The organism is Mesorhizobium sp. M6A.T.Cr.TU.014.01.1.1, assembly GCF_004022765.1.
GTDB classification, from domain to species: Bacteria; Pseudomonadota; Alphaproteobacteria; order Rhizobiales; family Rhizobiaceae; genus Mesorhizobium; species Mesorhizobium mediterraneum.
Genome location: NZ_RZPG01000020.1, coordinates 99996 through 119772, shown reverse-complemented (window position 1 = coordinate 119772; position 19777 = coordinate 99996). Strand labels below are relative to the sequence as shown.

Annotated in this window: 17 protein-coding genes; 9 read left to right on the top strand and 8 right to left on the bottom strand. The window is 63.0% G+C overall.

The window, feature by feature from the left end:
- The first annotated feature begins 137 nt into the window (after nucleotides 1-137).
- Entirely contained in the window at nucleotides 138-893 is a 756-nt protein-coding gene (locus EN885_RS22245) for an SDR family oxidoreductase (RefSeq protein WP_128242630.1), read from the top strand.
- A 112-nt stretch (nucleotides 894-1005) separates the two neighbouring features.
- Here the strand turns inward: EN885_RS22245 and EN885_RS22240 are convergent, their stop codons facing one another.
- The 3 genes from EN885_RS22240 to EN885_RS22230 form a co-directional block, all read right to left on the bottom strand.
- Nucleotides 1006-2037, bottom strand: coding sequence for an aldose epimerase family protein (locus tag EN885_RS22240; RefSeq protein WP_128242631.1), 1032 nt, complete (start codon nucleotides 2035-2037; stop codon nucleotides 1006-1008).
- Nucleotides 2038-2122: 85 nt separating this feature from the next.
- On the bottom strand, nucleotides 2123-3580 hold the full coding sequence (locus EN885_RS22235; protein ID WP_127204668.1) for an NAD-dependent succinate-semialdehyde dehydrogenase: 1458 nt from the start codon (nucleotides 3578-3580) through the stop codon (nucleotides 2123-2125).
- Between the two features lie 203 nt (nucleotides 3581-3783).
- Nucleotides 3784-4731 carry an AEC family transporter gene (locus tag EN885_RS22230; protein ID WP_127294448.1) on the bottom strand — a complete coding sequence of 316 codons (948 nt, stop codon included), beginning with the start codon at nucleotides 4729-4731 and terminating at the stop codon, nucleotides 3784-3786.
- Between the two features lie 168 nt (nucleotides 4732-4899).
- Here EN885_RS22230 and EN885_RS22225 point away from each other — a divergent pair, with 168 nt between their 5' ends.
- On the top strand, nucleotides 4900-5448 hold the full coding sequence (locus tag EN885_RS22225) for a histidine phosphatase family protein (RefSeq protein ID WP_128242632.1): 549 nt from the start codon (nucleotides 4900-4902) through the stop codon (nucleotides 5446-5448).
- A gap of 152 nt (nucleotides 5449-5600) precedes the next feature.
- Here the strand turns inward: EN885_RS22225 and EN885_RS22220 are convergent, their stop codons facing one another.
- Nucleotides 5601-6251, bottom strand: a complete 651-nt coding sequence (locus EN885_RS22220) for a glutathione S-transferase family protein (RefSeq protein WP_095486659.1) — start codon at nucleotides 6249-6251, stop codon at nucleotides 5601-5603.
- Between the two features lie 414 nt (nucleotides 6252-6665).
- On the opposite strand from EN885_RS22220, the gene EN885_RS22215 reads away from it, so the two are divergent.
- From EN885_RS22215 to EN885_RS22195, 5 genes are read left to right on the top strand one after another with little or no spacing between them, the layout of a single operon-like run.
- Entirely contained in the window at nucleotides 6666-6947 is a 282-nt protein-coding gene (locus tag EN885_RS22215) for an acyl carrier protein (RefSeq protein ID WP_095486660.1), read from the top strand.
- A gap of 38 nt (nucleotides 6948-6985) precedes the next feature.
- Entirely contained in the window at nucleotides 6986-8176 is a 1191-nt protein-coding gene (locus EN885_RS22210; protein ID WP_128242633.1) for a beta-ketoacyl-ACP synthase, read from the top strand.
- An 18-nt stretch (nucleotides 8177-8194) separates the two neighbouring features.
- The gene (locus tag EN885_RS22205) at nucleotides 8195-9466 is read left to right on the top strand and encodes a beta-ketoacyl-ACP synthase (RefSeq protein WP_128242634.1); all 1272 of its coding nucleotides are present in this window, start codon (nucleotides 8195-8197) and stop codon (nucleotides 9464-9466) included.
- Nucleotides 9467-9502: 36 nt separating this feature from the next.
- A complete protein-coding gene (locus EN885_RS22200; protein ID WP_127294440.1) occupies nucleotides 9503-10531 on the top strand; it encodes a zinc-binding dehydrogenase in 1029 nt (342 codons plus the stop codon).
- A gap of 20 nt (nucleotides 10532-10551) precedes the next feature.
- On the top strand, nucleotides 10552-11547 hold the full coding sequence (locus EN885_RS22195; RefSeq protein ID WP_164897583.1) for a lipid A biosynthesis lauroyl acyltransferase: 996 nt from the start codon (nucleotides 10552-10554) through the stop codon (nucleotides 11545-11547).
- A 120-nt stretch (nucleotides 11548-11667) separates the two neighbouring features.
- On the opposite strand, the gene EN885_RS22190 is transcribed toward EN885_RS22195, so the two are convergent.
- The 4 genes from EN885_RS22190 to EN885_RS22175 all read right to left on the bottom strand — a co-directional run bounded on the left by EN885_RS22190 (nucleotide 11668) and on the right by EN885_RS22175 (nucleotide 16528).
- Nucleotides 11668-12447: an ATP-binding cassette domain-containing protein gene (locus EN885_RS22190; protein WP_128242635.1), complete on the bottom strand. Its 780-nt coding sequence runs from the start codon at nucleotides 12445-12447 to the stop codon at nucleotides 11668-11670.
- Entirely contained in the window at nucleotides 12440-14695 is a 2256-nt protein-coding gene (locus EN885_RS22185; protein ID WP_127204671.1) for an ABC transporter permease, read from the bottom strand. Before EN885_RS22185 ends, EN885_RS22190 begins: the two co-directional genes overlap by 8 nt.
- Before the next feature lie 84 nt (nucleotides 14696-14779).
- Nucleotides 14780-15862, bottom strand: a complete 1083-nt coding sequence (locus EN885_RS22180) for a substrate-binding domain-containing protein (RefSeq protein ID WP_127204672.1) — start codon at nucleotides 15860-15862, stop codon at nucleotides 14780-14782.
- A 237-nt stretch (nucleotides 15863-16099) separates the two neighbouring features.
- Nucleotides 16100-16528, bottom strand: a complete 429-nt coding sequence (locus EN885_RS22175; protein WP_127204673.1) for a L,D-transpeptidase — start codon at nucleotides 16526-16528, stop codon at nucleotides 16100-16102.
- A 217-nt stretch (nucleotides 16529-16745) separates the two neighbouring features.
- Here EN885_RS22175 and EN885_RS22170 point away from each other — a divergent pair, with 217 nt between their 5' ends.
- A complete protein-coding gene (locus tag EN885_RS22170; protein WP_095486668.1) occupies nucleotides 16746-18020 on the top strand; it encodes an acetylornithine deacetylase/succinyl-diaminopimelate desuccinylase family protein in 1275 nt (424 codons plus the stop codon).
- 165 nt (nucleotides 18021-18185) lie between these two features.
- Nucleotides 18186-19664 (top strand): ABC transporter substrate-binding protein, encoded by a 1479-nt coding sequence (locus tag EN885_RS22165; protein WP_127204674.1) that lies wholly within the window; start codon nucleotides 18186-18188, stop codon nucleotides 19662-19664.
- Nucleotides 19665-19777: the final 113 nt, after the last annotated feature.

Below are 19777 nucleotides of genomic sequence, written 5' to 3'. Positions count from 1 at the left end.
AACTATTCCTTTGCTGCCCGACACGCAAAGCATTTTGGAGGATTAGGCAAAAACGGTCGAGCATCCGGCAACAAAAGCCTGCCCATTGGGCCGATATCGGCGTGGCCACAGCAGTGGTGCAAACAAAGGAGCAGGCCATGACCAAGATCACGCTCATTACTGGCGCCAGCCGCGGGCTCGGGCGCAACACCGCACTCAGCATCGCACGCCGCGGCGGTGACGTTGTCCTCACCTACCATAGCCGGAGTGAAGACGCTCGGGCCGTTGTCGCGGAGATTCAGGCAACGGGTCGCAGGGCAGTCGCCCTGCAACTCGACACCGGTGACGTTGCCACCTTCGCTTCTTTCACTGAGCGCCTGCAGGCGGCATTGCGCGAGACCTGGCAGCGCGAGACGTTCGATCATCTGGTGAACAATGCCGGCCATGGCGACATGGCAATGATCGCAGAGACGACGGAGGCGCAGTTCGACCGGCTGGTCAATGTCCACTTCAAGGGGGTGTTCTTCCTCACCCAAAAGCTGCTGCCGCTGATCGCGGACGGCGGCCGTATCGTGAACCTCTCCTCGGGCCTCACCAGGATGTCGTACCCGGGCTTCGCCGCCTATTCCGCGGTAAAGGGCGCGGTCGAGGTGCTTAGCGTTTATATGGCGAAGGAGTTGGGCGCCCGCGGCATCGCGGTCAACACGGTGGCGCCGGGCGCGATCGAAACCGATTTCCTTGGCGGCGCTGTCCGCGACATGCCTGATCTCAACAAGGTGTTCGCGGAAATGACTGCGCTCGGCCGCGTCGGTATGCCGGACGATATCGGGCCGATGATCGCCAGCTTGTTATCCGAGGATAATCGCTGGGTGAATGCCCAGCGGATCGAAGTGTCCGGCGGCCAAGCCATTTGACGAAGCAGCTACTACACCGTTGATTGGCTTCAGGTCCGCTTGGGAGCGTCTGCTCGTATGATCGCTTTCCGAACCGAAGGTAGCACCGTAAAATCCGGCACCGGCTTCCAGCTCATGCGTAAGGCAGCCTGAACCGGTATTCCGTCACATGATGGTAGATCTGGCCCGGCCATAGCGTGGCCTGTGGGAAATACGGCCGATTCGGCGAGTCCGGCCAGACCTGCGGCTCCAGGCAGAAGCCCGAAAAAGCCTTGTAATGACGTCCTTCGAGTCCCGGCGAAGGTGGCGCCAGATACTGGCCGGTATAGAGCTGGACGCCCGGCTCCGTGGTCCAGAGCTCCATCTCGACGCCGGAATTCGCGCCCTGCGCCCATGACGCCTGCCTGAGCGGCCCGCGCGTCGCGGCAAGGCAGAAATTCTGGTCGTAGGCAAGCTGCTTGCCCTCGCTCTCCATGCGCAGCGGCCGCGCCTGGCGGAAATCGAACGGCGTGTCGTCGACCGGCTTGACGACGCCGGTCGGGATCAGGTCGCCATCGACCGGAAGATAGGCGCCGGCGTTCAGCATCAGCCGGTGGTCGAGAATGTCGCCGGCGCCGCCGTCATCCAGGTTGAAATAGGAATGCTGGGTGAGGTTGCACAGCGTCGGCTCCTCGCAGGTGGCGGTCATCTCGACGCTGAGCGTGCCGGGGATTTTCAGCCGGTAGGTGCAGGTCACGTCGAGCGCGCCGGGAAAGCCCATCGTGCCGTCGGGATCATGCAGGGTCAGGGTGACAAAATCCCTGCCATGCAGCGAAACCTCCCATGGCCGGTGGGAAAAACCTTGCGAGCCGCCATGCAGCGTGTGCTTGTCGAGGAAGTTGCGCTCGGTCTGGTAGCGCTGTCCGGCGATGGTGAAGCGGCCATCGCGGATGCGGTTGGCATAGCGTCCGACGATGGCACCGAAGAAAGCCGTGTCCGTCTCGTAAGGCTCGAAACTGTCATAGCCGAGCACCAGCGGCGCATCGTGCCCGGCCAGGCGCAGATCCTGGATGATGGCGCCCAGCCCGATGATGTTGGCGGTTAGACCGCCGCCGCGGATGGTGAAGCGGCGGACGGCCTCGCCCGTCTGCGTCGTGCCAAAGACCTCGCCGTCCTTCATCGCCATGCCCGAAACGCCGGTTGGTTGATCGATCCCCGCCTGACCTCTCGGGCCGGCTTGGGTCCATTGATGGTCAACAGACCCTGCCCAATCAGAGGCCGAGGCCGCCGATGCAGACATATTTGGTGTCGAGATAATCCTCGATGCCCTGATGTCCGCCTTCCTTGCCGAGGCCCGATTCCTTGACGCCGCCGAACGGCGCCTCAGGCGTGGTGATGAGGCCTTCATTGACCCCGACCATGCCGTATTTTAGCCCTTCCATGACCCGGAAGGCGCGGCCGAGATCGCCCGTGTAGAAATAGCAGGCGAGGCCGAATTCGGTGTCGTTGGCGAGTGCCACGGCTTCCTCTTCGGTTTCGAACTTGAACACCGGTGCTACCGGGCCAAAGATCTCTTCCTTCATGAAGCGCATCTTCGGCGTCGCATCGGCGATCACCGTCGGCTGGAAGAACGAACCGCCCAGCGCATGGCGCTTGCCGCCGGCGACGACCTTGCCGCCCTTGGCGGTGGCATCGGCGATCAGTTCCTCGACTTTTTCGACCGCTTTCTCGTCGATCAGCGGCCCCTGCTGCACGCCGTCCTCGAGGCCGGAACCGACCTTCAGCCCGTTGCTGGCGGCGGCGAGCTTTTCGACGAACTTGTCATAGACGCCAGCCTGAACCAGGAAGCGGTTGGTGCAGACGCAGGTCTGGCCGGAATTGCGGTATTTGGCGGTGATCGCGCCGGCGACGGCACGCTCGATGTCGGCGTCGTCGAAGACGATGAACGGTGCGTTGCCGCCGAGCTCCATCGACACCTTCTTGACGGTGACGGACGATTTCTGGATCAGGATCTTGCCAACCTCGGTCGAGCCGGTGAAGGTGATCTTCTTGACCAATGGGTTGGCGCAGATCTCGTCGCCGATCTCGCCGGCGGCGCCGGTCAGGATGTTGATGACGCCTTTGGGGAAGCCGACTTCCTCGGCGAGAGCACCCCAGGCAAGGCCGGAATAAGGCGTCTGTGACGCCGGCTTGACGACCGCGGTGCAGCCGGCTGCAAGCGCCGGGCCGAGCTTGCGGGCCAGCATCGAGGACGGGAAATTCCACGGCGTGATGGCGGCGATGACGCCGACCGGCTCCTTGGTCACCAGGATGCGGCGGTCCGCCCAGGGCGACGGCACGACATCGCCATAAGTGCGGCGGCCTTCTTCGGCGAACCACAGGATGTAGGACGCGGCCGAACCGATCTCGCCCTTCGATTCGAACAGCGACTTGCCCTGCTCGATGGTCAAGAGCTCGGCCAGCACATCCTGATTGTCCATCATCGCGTCATGCAGCTTGCGCAGCAACTTCGAACGCTCGAGCGCGGTGGTCTTGCGCCATGTCTTGAAGGCGGCGTCGGCAGCTTCGATGGCGCGGCGCGTCTCGACCTTGCCCGACTTCGGCACGGTGCCGATCTTGAGGCCGGTGGCCGGGTTGTTGACATCGACCGTCTGGCCGCTGTCGGCCTGCACCCACTCGCCGTTGATGAGATTGGCCTGGCGCATGAAATGGCTGGTTTTCTGAAGCATGGTCTAGCCTCCGTTCGGCGCGCTGACGGGCCGGTATCTGGATTTCTTTTGTGGGCGTGCGCAATGGCATCGATGCCGGCACACCTGGAGCCACTGCTCTTTACCTAGGGCAAGCCCCGCAATCAATCGCAAGATGGCATATAGGGTTTGGGCCAGCGCAAGGCGAGGCCGATTTGCGCCCAAATTGCTATCCAAACACGTTGCTATCCAAACACGTGGACGACCACTGTCAGCCAGAACGCCGTGGTGACGACGGCGCAGGCGGTGGCGATGGTCATCTGGTTCGATGCCAATGCCTGGCCGGTGTTGAATTGCGTCGCAATCAGGTAGGAATTGACCCCGGATGGCAGCGCGGCCGCCACCACCGCCACCTTCGCCGACAGCGGCGGCAGCCCAAGTAGCCAGACCAGGCCGAGCGCGACGGCCGGCATCAGCAGCAGCTTCAGCGCCGATAGCGCCAGCGCCGGCCGCACGTTGCCGGAGATGCCGAAACGGCACAGGCCAAGCCCCATTGCAAACAGCGCGACCGGTCCGGCGATGTTGGCCAACGCGTCGACCAGCCGGACGGCCAACGCCGGCAGCGGCAAATCGGCGATACGCCACACCCACCCGGCCAGGATGCCGATGATCAACGGATTGGAGAGCATCTTTCGAAAGAAGCGCCGGATGATGCGCAGCGGATGCACATGCTCGTCACCGCGGCCAAAGATTTCAAACAGGATGATCGATGCCATGATCATCGTCGGCAGATGCACGGAAATCAGCAGCGACAGCACTTCGAATCCACTTGGCCCGAATGTGCCGAGGACGAACGGGATGCCGAGCAGGACGAGATTGGAAAAAGCCGACGACACGCCGCCGACGACCCCGGCGCGCGCATCGCGCCCGAACACCCGCGTGGTGACCAGATGGCCTGCAGCCCACGTGACTGCCGCCGCTGTGAAATAGGCTCCCCAGAACGACCAGGGCGCGGCGCCATGGAAATCGGCATTCACCATGGTGCGGAACAGAAGCAGCGGCATCGCCACCCCGACAGCGAATTCGGCGATGGCCTCGCCCGCCTCGGCCTTCAAATAGCCGGTGAGCCCGGCGAGATAGCCGAGCGCGACAAGACCGAAGACAAAAAGGACGGTTTCGATGAGTGGAGACATTTTTCTCCTGATAGGCGAGCCGCGATCGCAGTGCAATCGCCCCCACCTTCCGAAGCGTTCTGTCCTCGCAAACAGCCGGGATTGGTCGTGCCTTGTCTTTCAGCCGGCTTTGCCGTCCCTATATCAGGTCACCGGAACCCACCTGCGGTGACCGGAAAAGGACGTCTGATGCTTCGATTTGTGCTGGCTCTATTGCTGCTCGTCGTTCCCGCCGCGGTCCATGCGACTGAAGCCGGCTGGGCGCTGTTGCGCGACGGCGGACATGTGGTGCTGCTTCGCCATGCCATGGTCACCGGCACTACCGATCCGGCGAGTTTCGACATCGAGAAATGCGCGACCCAGGTCAACCTCTCGGTGCGTGGCAAGCAGCAGGCACGAAAGATCGGCGCGCTGTTCGCCGCCCGCGCCGCGCCCATAGAGCGCATGCTGTCCAGCCGCTATTGCCGCAGCCTCGACACCGCCCGCATCGCTTTCAGAGCGGAGCCCGAACCGTTCGCACCACTTGACCTGCTGAAGACCGACCCGAGCGAGAAAGCCGCCCAGCTCGAGGCGGTCATGACCGAGATTCGCAATTATTCCGGCTCCGACAATGTGGTCATGGTCACCCATCTGGAAAACATAATGGCCCTCACCGGCATCTCGCCGCGCGAAGGCGAAGCCGTGATCGTCGAGCCGCAAGGCGACGGCCTGCGCGTGCTCGGTCGCGTCACCTTCTAATCCGCGCTGGAGCTGGTTGAAGCGTTCGCCAGTGGTGAAAATCTAACGCTTGGTACGCTAACTGGAATGCCGGTTCCGACCATTCTCACACACATCTACCGCCTAAAGCTGCACATCCGCGCCGATAGGCTCAAATGACCAGAGCGGCCTCGTCAGCTGGTCGATGCGGCAGTGAAAACCGCCAATTGAGCGTCGAAAGCACGCTTGAAGGCCGGCCGCGCTTCGCCGCGGGCTAAATAGGCGGAGAGGTTCGGATATTCGTCCAGTATCCCCGATCCGTTCAACCTGCGCAGGACCCCCACCATCATGAGGTCGCCGGCGCTGAACGCACCATCGAGCCAGTCGGCATCGCCCAGGTGAGCGGAAAGATCGGCTAGCCGCTTACGGATGCGATCCTCAACCCTAGGCAGACGCTTTTCGTGCCAGGTCTCGTCGCGCTCCAGCAGCACGGCTGTTTCCCGTTCAAGGATCGGCGGCTCCAGCGTGCTAACCGCGGCAAACATCCATGTGATCGCGCGCGCCCGGGCATTCGCATCGTCTGGCAACAGGCCACCATGGCGCTCCGCGATGTGGAACACGATCGCCCCCGACTCGAACAAGGCGAGATCGCCTTCTTCATAGGTCGGAATCTGCCCGAAAGGATGAAGCGCACGATGCGCGGGTTTCTTCATCTCGCTGAACGAAACAAGACGAACGTCGTAAGGTTGATCCACTTCTTCGAGCGCCCAACGAACACGCATGTCACGTGCCTGTCCCCTGCCGCGGTCGGGCGACCGTTCAAAGGCTGTAATGGTGGGGGTCATTGGAAGCTCCGGGTGATTACATGAGGCTGTCGGTTAGGTATTCGGTTCTTGCGCTTTGCGTGCAGAGGACGAACGACCGGCGCGGCTCCCGACAACTTACCTCGTTTTCGTTGACCATGGGATTTCGCGGTCCGAACCTTAGCTGCGCGCTCCCTAGGCCTTTGAGCGCGGTTTATTGTGGCCGGAGGGCTGTTCTACGGCATGTACGCTGAGCTTGGAACGATGGCGCCGACGACAATCCGATCGGATGGTTGCGGAACATCGCCGGGAGGTTCCCGCAACACCTATTGCCCTGACAGAACTGCCACCCCATCTGCGCCCGGCGCATCAGGCCCTTTTCCTGCCCGGAAAAACCGATTAGACAGCGCGCAAACACATGCGGACAGATTCCGCCCGCAACCGAAGGAAAAGCCCTTGTCCACCACGTTCGCCAAAGTCGCCAAGATCATCGCCGACACCAGTGAGATCGATATCGACACGATCACCCCTGAAAGCCACACTATCGACGACCTCGGCATCGACAGCCTCGACTTCCTCGACATCGTCTTTGCCATCGACAAGGAATTCGGCATCAAGGTGCCGCTGGAAAAGTGGACGCAAGAGGTCAATGACGGCAAGGCCTCGACCGACGATTACTTCGTCATGAAGAACCTGTGCGCCAAGATCGACGCCCTGGTCGCGGCCAAGAACGCCTAAAATAGTTCGTCTTCAAGCCTGACCCACAACAGCCGCCCATGAGCCCTCACCACGTCGTCATATCAGGCATCGGCCTTGTCTCTTCGCTGGGCGAAGGTCCGGATGCGCATTGGCGCAAACTTGCCCAGCCGGGCCTGGAACCTGTGCTCGAAGCCGCGCGCTTCTCGCCCTACACCGTCCACCCGCTGCCCGAGATCGACTGGAACCTGCAGATCGCCAAGCGCGGCGACCAGCGGCAGATGGAAACCTGGCAGAGGCTCGGCACCTACGCCGCCGGTATGGCGCTGGACGACGCCGGCATCAAGGGCAATGACGAACTCTGCGCGACCATGGACATGGTGGTGGCTGCCGGCGGCGGCGAGCGCGACGAGGCGGTCGACGCCGATATTCTCGTCGCTTCGGAAAGCCGCAACGACCGCGACGTGCTGCTCAACGAGAAACTGACCACCGAATTGCGGCCGACGCTCTTTCTGGCGCAGCTTTCCAACCTGCTCGCCGGCAACATCTCGATCGTCCACAAGGTGACGGGATCGTCGCGCACCTTCATGGGCGAGGAAGGTGCAGGCGTCGCCGCCGTCGAGACAGCCGCCGCGCGCATCCGCTCCGGGCAATCGACGCACATACTGGTCGGCGGCGCCTTCCAGACCGAACACTCCGACATGCTGCTCGGCTATGAACTGGCCGGCTACCTGCATCGCGGTCCCTGGAGACCGGTCTGGCAGAGGCAAGGCGCCGAAGGCGGCGGCGTGGTGACCGGATCCGGCGGCGCGTTTCTCGTCCTGGAACAGCGCGAGCACGCGATCAGCCGCGGGCGAAAGATCTATGCCGAACTCGGCCCGGTCGTATCCGGCCGCGCCAAACGCCGGCAGGGCGAGCTCGATGGCGAGATTGCCGCGCTGCTCAGGCAGGCTGCATTGCCGAACGGCGAGTTGCTGACGATTTCAGGCGCTTCGGGCGCCCATGCCGCTACTGCCGCCGAGAAATCGGTGTTCGGCGCCAACCCGGCGATTGCCGCACGCGGCTTTTCGACGCTGACCGGTCACATGAAGGAAGCGCAGTTTCCCTTCGCCGTGGCGCTGGCGGCACTGGCTGTCGAGCGCAAGGCCGCCTACCCGGCTTTTGACGCCGCCACCGAGAAGCCGTTCAACGGCGTTCCCAGGACCGTCCTTGCAACGGCGATCGGCTATCACCAATTCGAGGGCATGGCGTTGGTCAACGCCGCCGATTAAAGGTCTCAGGACAACAACATGGCCAATCTGAACGATCACATGGGCAGGCCGATCGTCGCCGTCACCGGTATCGGCGTGGTAACGTCGCTGGGCGTCGGCAAGGCCGACAATTGGGCAGCGCTCACAGCGGGCAAGTCCGGCATCCATCCGATCACCCGCTTTCCGGTCGACCATCTGAACACCCGCATCTCCGGCATGGTCGATTTCCTGCCGTCGAGCTCCAAGGGCGCCAGTCTCCTCACCTATGAATTGGCCGAGACCGCCGCGCAGGAAGCCGTGGCCGAAGCCGGCCTTAATCCGGGCGATTTCGGCGGGCCGCTTTTCCTCGCCTCGCCGCCGGTTGAACTCGACTGGAGCGAGCGCTTCTCGCTCTACAATTCCGACAAGCACGACATCGGCGCCGAGAGGCTGCTTCGCGTGGCGCGCGGCTTGAAAGAACTCGATGTTTTCGAGACCACCCAGTTCGGTTCGATCGCCGACCGGCTCGCCGACCGTTTTGGGACGCGCGGCCTGCCGATCACGCTGTCGACGGCTTGCGCCTCGGGCGCCACCTCGATCCAGCTCGGCGTCGAGGCGATCCGCCGCGGCGAATGCGACCGGGCGCTGTCGATCGGCGCCGACGGTTCGGCGACGGCCGAGGCGCTGATCCGTTTCTCGCTGCTTTCCGCGCTCTCCACCCATAACGACATCCCCGAAAAGGCGTCCAAGCCGTTCTCCAAGGACCGGGACGGTTTTGTCCTCGCTGAGGGTTCTGGCGCGCTGGTATTGGAATCGCTGGAGGCCGCACTGGCTCGCGGCGCGACCATTCTCGGCATCCTGCGCGGCTGCGGCGAGAAGGCCGACGATTTCCATCGCACCCGCTCGAAGCCGGACGGTTCGCCGGCGATCGCTGCGGTTCGCGCTGCCCTCGCCGATGCCGGCCTGAGCGAAGACGAGATCGATTATGTCAACGCCCATGGCACCTCGACGCCGGAAAACGACAAGATGGAGCATCTGTCGCTGTCGACCGTGTTCGGCGAGCGGATCGGCTCGATGCCGATCTCGTCGAACAAGTCGATGATCGGCCACACGCTGTCGGCGGCCGGCGCCGTCGAGGCCGCGTTTTCGCTGATGACCATGCGCGAAAGCGTCATTCCGCCGACCATCAATTACGACAATCCCGATCCGGCGATCGTGCTCGACGTGGTGCCGAACATGAAGCGCAACGCCGAGGTCGGCACGGTGCTGTCGAACTCCTTCGGCTTCGGCGGCCAGAACACCTGCCTTGTCATGGCGCGGGAACCGGTCTAAGCGAGCGCTTTCCGCTCAACAGAACCGACAGGCCTAATGCGCGCATTGCAACTTATCGAGGACCGCCGCCTTGAAACGGTGGACCTGCCGCCTCCGGCGCAGCCTGCGCTGGGCGAAGTGACGCTGCGCATCAAGGCCGTGGCGCTCAACCATATCGACGTCTGGGGCTGGCGCGGCATGGCCTTCGCCAAGCGCAAGCTGCCGCTGGTCGTCGGCGCCGAAGCCTCCGGCGAGGTCGAGGCGGTCGGCCCCGGCGTCTCCAGCCTTGTGCCCGGGCAGCTTGTGTCGATCTATGGCGCGCGCACCTGCGGGCTTTGCCGCGCCTGCCGCGAAGGCCGCGACAATCTTTGCGAGCATGTTTCGGGCGTTCACGGCTTCCATCTCGACGGCTTTGCGCAAGAAAAGATAAACCTACCGGCGCGCCTGCTGGTCCCTGCCCCGCCCGGCGTGACGGACATCGGCGCGGCCGTCGCGCCCGTCACCTTCGGCACGGTCGAGCACATGCTGTTCGATAATGCCAAGCTGCAAGCTGGCGAAACCATCCTCATCCATGCCGGCGGCTCGGGCATCGGTTCCGCCGCGATCCAGCTTGCCAGGAAAATGGGCTGCACCGTGATCACCACGGTCGGCTCAAACGATAAGATCGACAAGGCGAAGGCGCTTGGCGCCGACCATGTCATCAACTATCGCGAGGACCGTTTCGAAGGCGTGGTGCGCAAGCTGACGAAGAAGAAGGGCGTCGATGTCGTCTTCGAGCATGTCGGCGCCGACACCTTTGCTGCCTCGATGCTGTGCCTGAAACGCGGTGGTCGCCTGGTGACCTGCGGCTCGACCTCGGGCGTCTCGACCCAGATCAATCTGATGCAATTGTTCCAGCAGCAGCTGAAGCTGCTCGGCTCCTTTGGCTGCCGCATGGAAAACATGGCGGACGCCATGCAGAAAATGGCGGCGGGGCTGGTTTCTCCGGTTATCGACACAGAAGTCGGCTTCGGCGACATCGAGGCCGCGCTGAAGCGCATGGAAGGCCGCGACGTGTTCGGCAAGATCATCCTGCGCGTCGGTTAGACCATGATGTTGGTCTAGGAATGATCGGCGACGCCTTCAGGAAGCTCCGCAGGGACCTGGCGTTCCGCCATGGCAGGCGGTTGCGCCAGTTCAACTATTGGCTGCTGGCGCGCGCCGCGATGACGATGATTTGGGTGCTGCGCCTGCTGCCGGTCGACAGCGCGCTCAATTTCGCCGACCGCGTCGCCCGCCGCGTTGGGCCTTGGGTTGGGCGCCACAACGTCGCCATCGCCAATCTGCGCAAGGCATATCCGGAAAAGAGCGACAGCGAGATCCAGGCCATCGCTTCCGACATGTGGGGCAACATGGCTCGCCTCGCCGCGGAATACATCTTTCTCGATGCGCTCTTCGATTACGACCCGAAAGCGACGAAACCGGGCCGCGTCGAGGTCCGCGGCGTCGATCATTTCGGCGAGATCGCCGGCGAGCAAAAACCGCATATCATCTTCACCGGGCATCTCGGCAATTTCGAGCTGCTTCCGGTGGCGGCAGCCACTTTCGGCATGAACATCACGGCGCTGTTTCGCCCTCCCAACAACCCTTACCTTGCCGACTACATCCTCTCGACGCGCCGCTCGACCATGGGATCGCTCCTGCCCTCCTCGACCGGCGCTTCATTCGCGCTTGCCGCTATCCTGGAGAAAGGCGGCAATATCGGTGTGCTGGTCGACCAGAAATTCTCGGGCGGGCTCGAAACGACCTTCTTCGGCCGCCCATGCGAGAGCAACCGGGTTCTGGGCACTCTGGCGCGGCACTATGACTGCGATGTCTATCCGGCGCGCTGCGTGCGCCTGCCGGGCAACCGCTTCCGGCTCGAGATCGAGGACAAGCTGACCTTGCCGCGCACTGCCGGCGGCAGTGTCGACGTCCATGGCACCACCCAGCTGCTCAACGACGTGGTCGAGCGTTGGGTGCGCGAGGATCCCGGCCAGTGGATGTGGTTCCACAAAAGGTGGGAAATCAGCGGCCGGCGCCGAAAGCGTCAACAGGCGAGACAGCGCGGCAAAGCCGCCTGAGCGGAAGCCGCAACATTGCTTTGTGACGGCAGTTATGCTATAGATTTTGGCGTGGTGCTGATTTGCGCCACCGACCCGCCCGGCTCCCGAGGCGGGTTTTTTTGCGGCGTTCCTGATCGGTCAAAGCTTTGCCTCATCGGCCGTAAGTGCGTGCTCTCGCGTGCCGGAGACGATGATCTCCAGGACCTCATGCTCGTCGGTGTTCCTGATGTAGCGATCGCCGACGTTCTCGCCGCGCTTCAGCACCATCACGCGATCGCCGACAGCGAAGATGTCAACGAGGCGGTGGGAGATGATGATCTGGGCAACGCCCTGCTTTTTCAGTTCCAGCATCGTTTCGAGCAGCCGCTCGGTCGCCATCACCGAGAGATTGGCGGTCGGCTCGTCGAGGATCACCACGCGCGGCTGGAAGGAGATAGCGCGGGCAATCGCCACAGATTGCTGGCGGCCGCCCGACAGGCTCTCGACCTTTTGATAGACGGAGTTCACGTCGACCTTGAGCCGCTTCAGCACACTGTCGGCTTCCGCGTACATTTTCCGCCGATTGACGAAAAGGCCCTTGAGCGGCCAACGGCCAAGAAAGATATTCTGACCGACATCCATATTCCCGCAAAGAGCGAAGTCCTGGTAGATCATCTCGATGCCGGCGTCGCGGCTTTCGTGCGGGCTCTTGAAGTGCACCGGCTGCCCGGCGACGAAGATCTCGCCGGCGTCGCGCTGGTAGGCGCCGGTCAGGATCTTCATCAGCGTCGACTTGCCGGCCGAGTTGTCGCCGACGAGGCCCAGTATCTCGCCGGGATAGAGCACGAGGTCGACGTTGCGGAGCGCCTGCACCGCACCGAAGGCTTTTTCGATGCCCCGCATTTCTACGATCGGTGCAGGCCTGGTCGCGTCACGCATGGGTGGTTTCCGCCGTTCTTGTGCGCCGCGCGAGGCGCGCCCGCAGGCGGCCGAAGATGTTGGCCTGGCGCACCCAGATGTCGATCAGCACCGCCACGATCAGGATGCCGCCGATGAAGACGTTGATCCAGTGCTGCGGCATGGCGAAGCCCTGAACGTTGAGCTGCAGCAGCGCCCGGATCAGGGTGATCACTGCCGCCCCGGCGAGCGCCCCGATCACGGTGCCGTAGCCGCCGAAGATCGAACCGCCGCCGATGATCACCGAGGCGATGGCGTCGAGCTCGCGGAACTGGCCGGCCACCGGGTTGAAGCTGCGGAAGTAGGCGACGTTGATGATCCCGGCCATTGTCGCGCAGAGCGCCGCCAGCATGAGCGCGAGGAACCGCACCCGGTTGGTGTTGATCCCGGCATAAGCGGCGGCGCGAATGTTGCCGCCGGTCGCATAGACCTTCTGCCCGAACGGCATGTAGGCGAGCACGACGCCGGCAATGAGGGCGACGAACAGCATCCAGATGGTCTGGACGCTCACCACCTCGGCGATCGAGCGCAGGAGCCCGTCCGGCAGCGAGATGCGGTAGTGCAGCAGGATGTCGTTCACCTTGCGGCCAAGCAGGTTGTAGCCCTCGGGCCAGCCGGTGAGCTGCTGCCCGGCGACGAACCAGGCGGCGAGGCCGCGGGCGATGTAGAACATGCCGAGCGTGGCGATGAAGGCCGGCAGCTTGAAGCCGACGGTGACGATCGCGTTGACGAGGCCGGCGCACATGCCCGCGAGCAGGCCCATCGCCACGGCGGTCACGGGGTCGGCGCCGAGGACCTTGAGAAAATAGGCGGCGGTGCTGCCGGCGAGGGCAAGCACCGCCCCGACGGAGAGGTCGATATCGCCGGCGGCGATGACGTAGGTGAGCCCGATGGTGATCAGCGCAAGCTCGGTGTAGTTGAGCAGGATCGCGAAGCTATTGGACAGGTTCCACCAGTAGTCCGGCCGGAGCGCGAGGCCGGTCAGCCACAGGAGCACGGCCAGGATGATGGCGAGCGCGTCGCGCCGGGCGAGGAACTTGCCGAACCCGGTGGCCGACAGCGCCATGTCGGTCGCCATCGCGCCCTTGGTCTGCACCCCCTCGATCGCGATGCTGCCGATCTCGTAGGCCGGTGGCGGCGGCCGGCCGCGGAGCCAGGCCCAGAGGCGCCCTGCCACCTGGCGGCGGATGAGATAGGGCTCGATGAGCACCGCGACGATGAGCAGCAGCCCGAGGAACACAGGCACCGCGCCGACCGGCAGCGAGAAGACGGCGTTGACCGTGATCTCCTCGTCACCGATCTTGATAATGCGCGTGATCGGCCAGCCCTCACGCAACACCTTGTCGAGCAGCACCACCAGCAGGGCGCCAAGGCAGGATCCGACGACCCGGCCGCGGCCGCCGAGGATCGAGGCGCCGCCGATGATCACGGCGGCAATGACGATCAGCTCACCGCTGACGCCGTAGAGGGGCGTCACGCCCTTGTCCTGGGCCGCCGACAGCAGGCCGGCAAGCGCCGCGCAGAGCGAGGAGATCAGGTAGGCTCGGATGCGCACCCAGTTGGTCGGGATGCCGGCATAGGACGCCGCCTGCTCGTTGCCGCCGGTGGCGAAGGTCTCGTAGCCCCAGCGCGTCTTGGCGAGCACATAGGCGCCGATTACGGCGACAATGACGAAAATCACGATCTGGTTGTTGAAACCCAGGGCGTTGGTCTCGCCGAGGTGGAAGAACAGCGGATGCTCGCTCGCCTTGGCGGGATAGTAGATCGACTGACCGTGGGTCAGCGCCAGCACGAAGCCGCGGCCGATGAAGAGGATGGTCAGCGTGGCGATGAACGCCGGCACCTTCAGGATGGTGACGAGCACGCCGTTGATCAGCCCGATCAGCGTGCCGAGCAGCAGGCAGAGGACCACCGAGGGGACGATGCCGAGATCGAGGAAGTTCGGCGCGAACAGCCTGGCGAAGACGACGGCGACTAAGCCGTAAGTTGAACCGACCGAAAGATCGAGGTCCTTGTTGACGATGACGAAGGTCACCCCGACCGCGATGATGGCAACCCGCGAGGTGTCGCGGAGCAGCGAGTGGAACGCCCCTGTTGACCCGAAGAACGCGGGATTGACGAGAGCGCCGCCGAGATAGAGCAGCAAAAGCAAGGCAACGAGCCCCACCTCCCAGCCGCCGACAATCTGGGACGGCGCACGGCCAAGTGATGTGGTCGCGGTAAGCGCCATGGTCTCTTCTGGTCGATTTCCCTGCTGCCGCATTGCGGGAGAACTTGCGCCCTCCCGCAATGATTTCAGACGTTCCGAGCGGACTCAGTTCTCGAAGCGCTTGCCGACGTCCTCGACGGTCTCCTTCGTCACCAGTTGGGCACGTGTGTCGAGGTTGGCCGCCGCGATTCCGCGGTCGATCTCCAGATAGAGCTGCATGACCGGCCAGAAGCCCTGCAAGAAGGGCTGCTGCCCGAGCGCACCGGTCAGATCGCCGCTCTTCATCGCATCCTGCTGGGCCGGGCCGAGGTCGAAACCGTAGGCGCAGATCTTGCCGGTCATTCCGGTCTGAGCGACGGCCTTGGCAAGCGCCGGCGTGAACACGTTGTTGCCGGCGAACGCGCCAACGACGTCGCCGCGCGACTCGAACAGCGTCACGATGCCGTTCACCGGATCATTCGGATTGGTGTCTATACCGGTGTTCTCCGGACCCGCGTCGACCTTGAAGGCATCGAGCTTGCCGGCATCCTTCAAGCCCTTGACGATGGCGTTGAAAGCCGAAGTGACGCGATTGTTCACCTCGATGTTGCCCATTGCGGTCGACGACGGCAGGACGATCGAACCCTTCTCGATGCCCTTGTCCGCGAGGCACTTGACGAGCGCCTCGCCGGCGATTGCGGCAGCGGAGGCGTCCTGGCCGGTGTGGCCGATGCCGCTGCGGTTGAGGATCGTGCCGTCAAAGGAATTGGTCGTGGCGACCGGTATGCCCTTCGCCTCGGCGGCCTTGACGATGTCGTTATAGGCGCCGACCTGGGGCGTTGTCATGATCAGCCCGTCGATCGTCGGATCCTGCACGATCTGGTTCAGGATTTCGATCTCGCGGGCAGGGTCGTCGGTCGGCGATTCCGAGCCGAGCAGCAGGATCTTGGCGCCGATCAGGTTGCCGGCGACGGTGGCGCCGACGTAGACCGGATCGAAGAAGCCATTGCCGGCAGTGTGTGTCACGATAGCGAAAGTGAGGTGGCCATCGGCCGAATGGAAGTCCTTGGTACCGGGGGCCTCCTTTGCAGCTTCTTCGAAGCTGTAGCCGCCGACCGCCTTATCGACACCGCCCGATTGTGCGTAGGCGTTCGATACGCCGAGCGATAACGCCGCGGCACACGCCGCGAGCGAGAAAATGCGTTTCATGATTTTCCTCCCTTGCAACCAACGGTCGGAAGCCGTTCGGGCGCGTTTATTCAGGGATTCCGAATGCTTCCTCCCACCCCTCATATTCTGCCCAAAGCCCGCCCACGTAAATAGTGCTCCCACTTTCACCGATGTTCAGAGCGGAAGCCGTCGTCGCTTCACAAGAAGCGCCCGCTCTGACTTCTTGTAGGAGCCGGCGAACCTTCGGTTTTCCGGCTCGCTTGCAGCCAGCCACAGCTAGTTGGTCACGACGATCCGCGTGTTGCGGAAGCCTGCCTGCCTCACCATCGAATAGAAGGCGGCGGCATTGGCGGGGTGCAGCCGGACGCAGCCATGCGACGCCGGACGCCCGAGAGACTTCACCGCGCCCGTGCCATGGATGGCGTAGCCGCCGCGGTAGAACACCGAATGAGGCATCGGCGACATGTCGTATTTGCGCGAATACCACATCCGTGCCGTTCGTTGCGGCCGGTAGGTGCCTCGCGGCGTGATATAACCTTGGCGTGCCGTGGATACGCGCCAGCGGTAGACCGCCTGACCATATCTTACAGTCATCGTCTGCGATGACACGTCGATCCTTGCAACCAGCTTGGCTGCCCAGCCCTCGACCGAAGAACCGAACAGCATTGTTGCCAGTAACGCTACCATGAGAACGGTCTTTTTCATGCGATCAAACCCCTTTGATTGCCCTTGCCTGCCTGCCTTCATGCTATTCTTCTTCTTTTGGCAAGTGAATGAGGTAACCACACACCTCTAACGAAATCACCAATCCAAAGCAGCGAATTTGAACGATTTCCCGCGATAGTTGCCGCAACGACACGCAACCAAGGCGCACCCACCAACAGGCTTGCCAAAGGGCGTTGTTGGCTGCTCAATTCGCCGAATGAACGAACTTCTCCTGAAAGCGGTCGATGATCGGATCGACGACCTGGTCGCACTGACCGCCGACCTGATCCGCTTTCCGACCATCAATCCGCCCGGCGAAGCCTACCGGCCATGCGCCGAATACGTTGGAGCGCGGCTGAAGAAGCGCGGTTTCGACGTCGAATTCATCCGCGCCGAAGGCACGCCCGGCGATACCGATCGCTACCCGCGCGTCAATGTCGTCGCCCGCTTCGATGGCCGCTCGCCCGGCGCCTGCGTGCATTTCAACTCGCATATCGACGTGGTCGAAGCCGGCGACGGCTGGAGCCTCGATCCCTTCGCCGGCATCGTCAGGGACGGCAAGGTCTATGGCCGCGGCGCCTGCGACATGAAGGGGGGCTTGGCCGCCTCGATCATCGCCGTCGAAGCCTTCATGGAGGTCTTCCCCGACTTTCCGGGCGCCATCGAAATATCAGGCACGGTCGATGAGGAGTCTGGCGGCTTTGGCGGCGTCGCCCATCTGGCCAGGCTCGGCTATTTCTCCAAGCCGAAGGTCGATCACGTCATAATCCCCGAGCCGTTGAACAAGGATCGCATCTGCCTTGGCCATCGCGGGGTGTGGTGGGCGGAGATCGAAACCAAGGGCGAGATCGCCCACGGCTCGATGCCGTTCCTCGGTGATAATGCGGTGCGCCATATGGGCGCCGTGCTGGGGGCTTTCGAGGACGAGCTGTTCCCGGCGCTCGACCGCAAGGTGACAAGCATGCCGGTCGTGCCCGACGGCGCAAAGCGCTCGACCATGAACATCAACTCGATCCATGGCGGCCAGACGGAGGATTTCCGGCCCGGCCTGCCCTCGCCCAACGTGCCCGATTCCTGCCGGCTGACCATCGACCGCCGCTTCCTGCTCGAAGAGGATTTGGGCACGGTCAAAAGCGAGGTGACCAATATCCTCGACCGGCTGAAGCGCGAGCGGAAAAAATTCGACTACGAAATCCGCGACCTGATGGAGGTGCTGCCGCTGATGACCGAGCGCGATGCGCCGGTGGTCAAGGCGGTGGCGCAAGGCATCATGGAGATATTCGACCGCGAGCCCGACTACGTCATTTCGCCCGGCACTTACGACCAGAAGCACATTGCCCGCATCGGCCACATCTACGACTGCATCGCCTATGGCCCGGGCATTCTCGACCTCGCCCATAGGCCCGACGAATGGGTCGGGATATCGGACATGGTCGAATCGGCCAAGGTGATGGCGATCGGGCTGAACATACTGCTCAGGAGCGCACGGTAATCCGGCAGCGACGGGGCAAGCTTCAATTGCTTGAGTCGGCGGCTAACGGAAAAACATTCCTGCTGGCGCTGCCGGAAAGCACGAAACGCAATTTACTCCTCGGCGAAATCACGCTTCTATCCACCGGGTTTTGAACATTTTTTTGAGCATATCGGGAGCTGCACGATGAAATTGTGGAAAACCATTCTCACCGCTGCGGGCCTGATTCTGGCCGCCGGAACATCGGCATTTGCCGCGCGGACCGATCTGGTCATCGGCATTCCGCTCGAACCCCCACATCTCGATCCGACCGCGGGTGCCGCGGCGGCGATCGATGAAGTGCTTTACGCCAACGTGTTCGAGGGGTTGACCCGCATCGGCCCGAACGGCGAGGTGCTGCCGGATCTCGCCGACAGCTGGACCATTTCCGATGACGGCAAGGCCTACACCTTCAAGCTCCACACCGGCGTGAAATTCCATGACGGCACCGATTTCAACGCCGACGACGTGAAATTCTCGCTCGACCGCGCCCGTGCCGACAACTCCGTCAACGCGCAGAAGGGCCTGTTCGCTGCCATCGATACGGTCGAGGTGGTCGATCCGACGACGGTCAAGATCGCGCTGAAGAACCCGCAAAGTTCCTTCCTCTACAATATGGGTTGGGGCGACGCGGTCATCGTCGCGCCTGAGACAGCCGACACCAACAAGGAAAAGCCTGTCGGCACCGGGCCGTTCAAGTTCCAGAGCTGGGCCAAGGGCTCCTCGATCACGCTGATCAAATCCGACACTTACTGGGGTGCCCCGGTTGCTCTCGACAAAGCCGAATTCCGTATCGTCACGGATGCCGCAGCCGCCGTGCCGGCGCTGCTTTCCGGCGATGTTCAGGCCTTCCCTTTCTTCGATCCCGACAGCGTCGCGCAGATCCAGGGCGACCCGCGCTTCAAGGTGGTGATCGGCGCGACCGAGGGTGAGACCATCCTTTCGATGAACAACAAGAAGTCGCCTTTCGACAAGCTGCAGGTCAGGCAGGCGATTTCGTTTGCGCTCGACCGCAAGGCGATCATCGACGGCGCCTCGGCCGGCCTTGGCGTGCCGATCGGCTCGCACATGTCGCCCGCCAACAAGGCCTATGTCGACCTCACCGGCCTCTATCCGCACAATGTCGACAAGGCCAGGGAACTGCTGAAGGAAGCCGGCCTGGAGAGCGGCTTCAAGGCGACGCTGAAACTGCCGCCGCCTTCCTATGCGCGGCTTGGCGGCGAGATCATCGCGTCGCAGCTTCGCGACATCGGCATCGATCTGGAAATCGTGCCCGTGGAATGGGCGCAGTGGTTGGACCAGGTGTTCACCAAAAAGGACTACGACCTGACCATCGTCTCCCACACCGAGCCCAATGACATCGATATCTATTCGCGCAAGGATTATTACTTCAACTACGACAATCCGACCTTCGACAAGATCATCGCCGATCTGAACCTCACCTCCGATGAGGCCAAGCGCATGACGCTGCTCGGCGAGGCGCAGAAGATACTGGCCGACGACGCCGTGGTCGGCTTCCTCTACGAACTACCGAAAGCCGGCGTCTGGGACGCCAAGCTCGAGGGTTTTTGGGAAAACGCGCCGATCCAGGCCAACGATCTGACCAAGGTGAAGTGGACGGAATGAGGCAGCTGACAGAAAGGCGAAACTTGCACTCCGTCGCACCCCCCTCTGTCCTGCCGGACATCTCCCCCTCAAGGGGGGAGATCGAGCCCTCATCGCGGCTTTCGCTAACCATC

Excerpts from the sequence above, each read along its gene's own strand:
- EN885_RS22230 (WP_127294448.1), bottom strand. The coding sequence starts at position 4,731 with ATGTCTCCACTCATCGAAACCGTCCTTTTTGTCTTCGGTCTTGTCGCG.
- EN885_RS22245 (WP_128242630.1), top strand. The coding sequence starts at position 138 with ATGACCAAGATCACGCTCATTACTGGCGCCAGCCGCGGGCTCGGGCGC.
- EN885_RS22210 (WP_128242633.1), top strand. The coding sequence starts at position 6,986 with ATGAGCCCTCACCACGTCGTCATATCAGGCATCGGCCTTGTCTCTTCG.
- EN885_RS22240 (WP_128242631.1), bottom strand. The coding sequence starts at position 2,037 with ATGGCGATGAAGGACGGCGAGGTCTTTGGCACGACGCAGACGGGCGAG.
- EN885_RS22190 (WP_128242635.1), bottom strand. The coding sequence starts at position 12,447 with ATGCGTGACGCGACCAGGCCTGCACCGATCGTAGAAATGCGGGGCATC.
- EN885_RS22185 (WP_127204671.1), bottom strand. The coding sequence starts at position 14,695 with ATGGCGCTTACCGCGACCACATCACTTGGCCGTGCGCCGTCCCAGATT.
- EN885_RS22225 (WP_128242632.1), top strand. The coding sequence starts at position 4,900 with ATGCTTCGATTTGTGCTGGCTCTATTGCTGCTCGTCGTTCCCGCCGCG.
- EN885_RS22235 (WP_127204668.1), bottom strand. The coding sequence starts at position 3,580 with ATGCTTCAGAAAACCAGCCATTTCATGCGCCAGGCCAATCTCATCAAC.
- EN885_RS22170 (WP_095486668.1), top strand. The coding sequence starts at position 16,746 with ATGAACGAACTTCTCCTGAAAGCGGTCGATGATCGGATCGACGACCTG.
- EN885_RS22220 (WP_095486659.1), bottom strand. The coding sequence starts at position 6,251 with ATGACCCCCACCATTACAGCCTTTGAACGGTCGCCCGACCGCGGCAGG.
- EN885_RS22195 (WP_164897583.1), top strand. The coding sequence starts at position 10,552 with ATGATCGGCGACGCCTTCAGGAAGCTCCGCAGGGACCTGGCGTTCCGC.
- EN885_RS22180 (WP_127204672.1), bottom strand. The coding sequence starts at position 15,862 with ATGAAACGCATTTTCTCGCTCGCGGCGTGTGCCGCGGCGTTATCGCTC.
- EN885_RS22175 (WP_127204673.1), bottom strand. The coding sequence starts at position 16,528 with ATGAAAAAGACCGTTCTCATGGTAGCGTTACTGGCAACAATGCTGTTC.
- EN885_RS22205 (WP_128242634.1), top strand. The coding sequence starts at position 8,195 with ATGGCCAATCTGAACGATCACATGGGCAGGCCGATCGTCGCCGTCACC.
- EN885_RS22200 (WP_127294440.1), top strand. The coding sequence starts at position 9,503 with ATGCGCGCATTGCAACTTATCGAGGACCGCCGCCTTGAAACGGTGGAC.
- EN885_RS22165 (WP_127204674.1), top strand. The coding sequence starts at position 18,186 with ATGAAATTGTGGAAAACCATTCTCACCGCTGCGGGCCTGATTCTGGCC.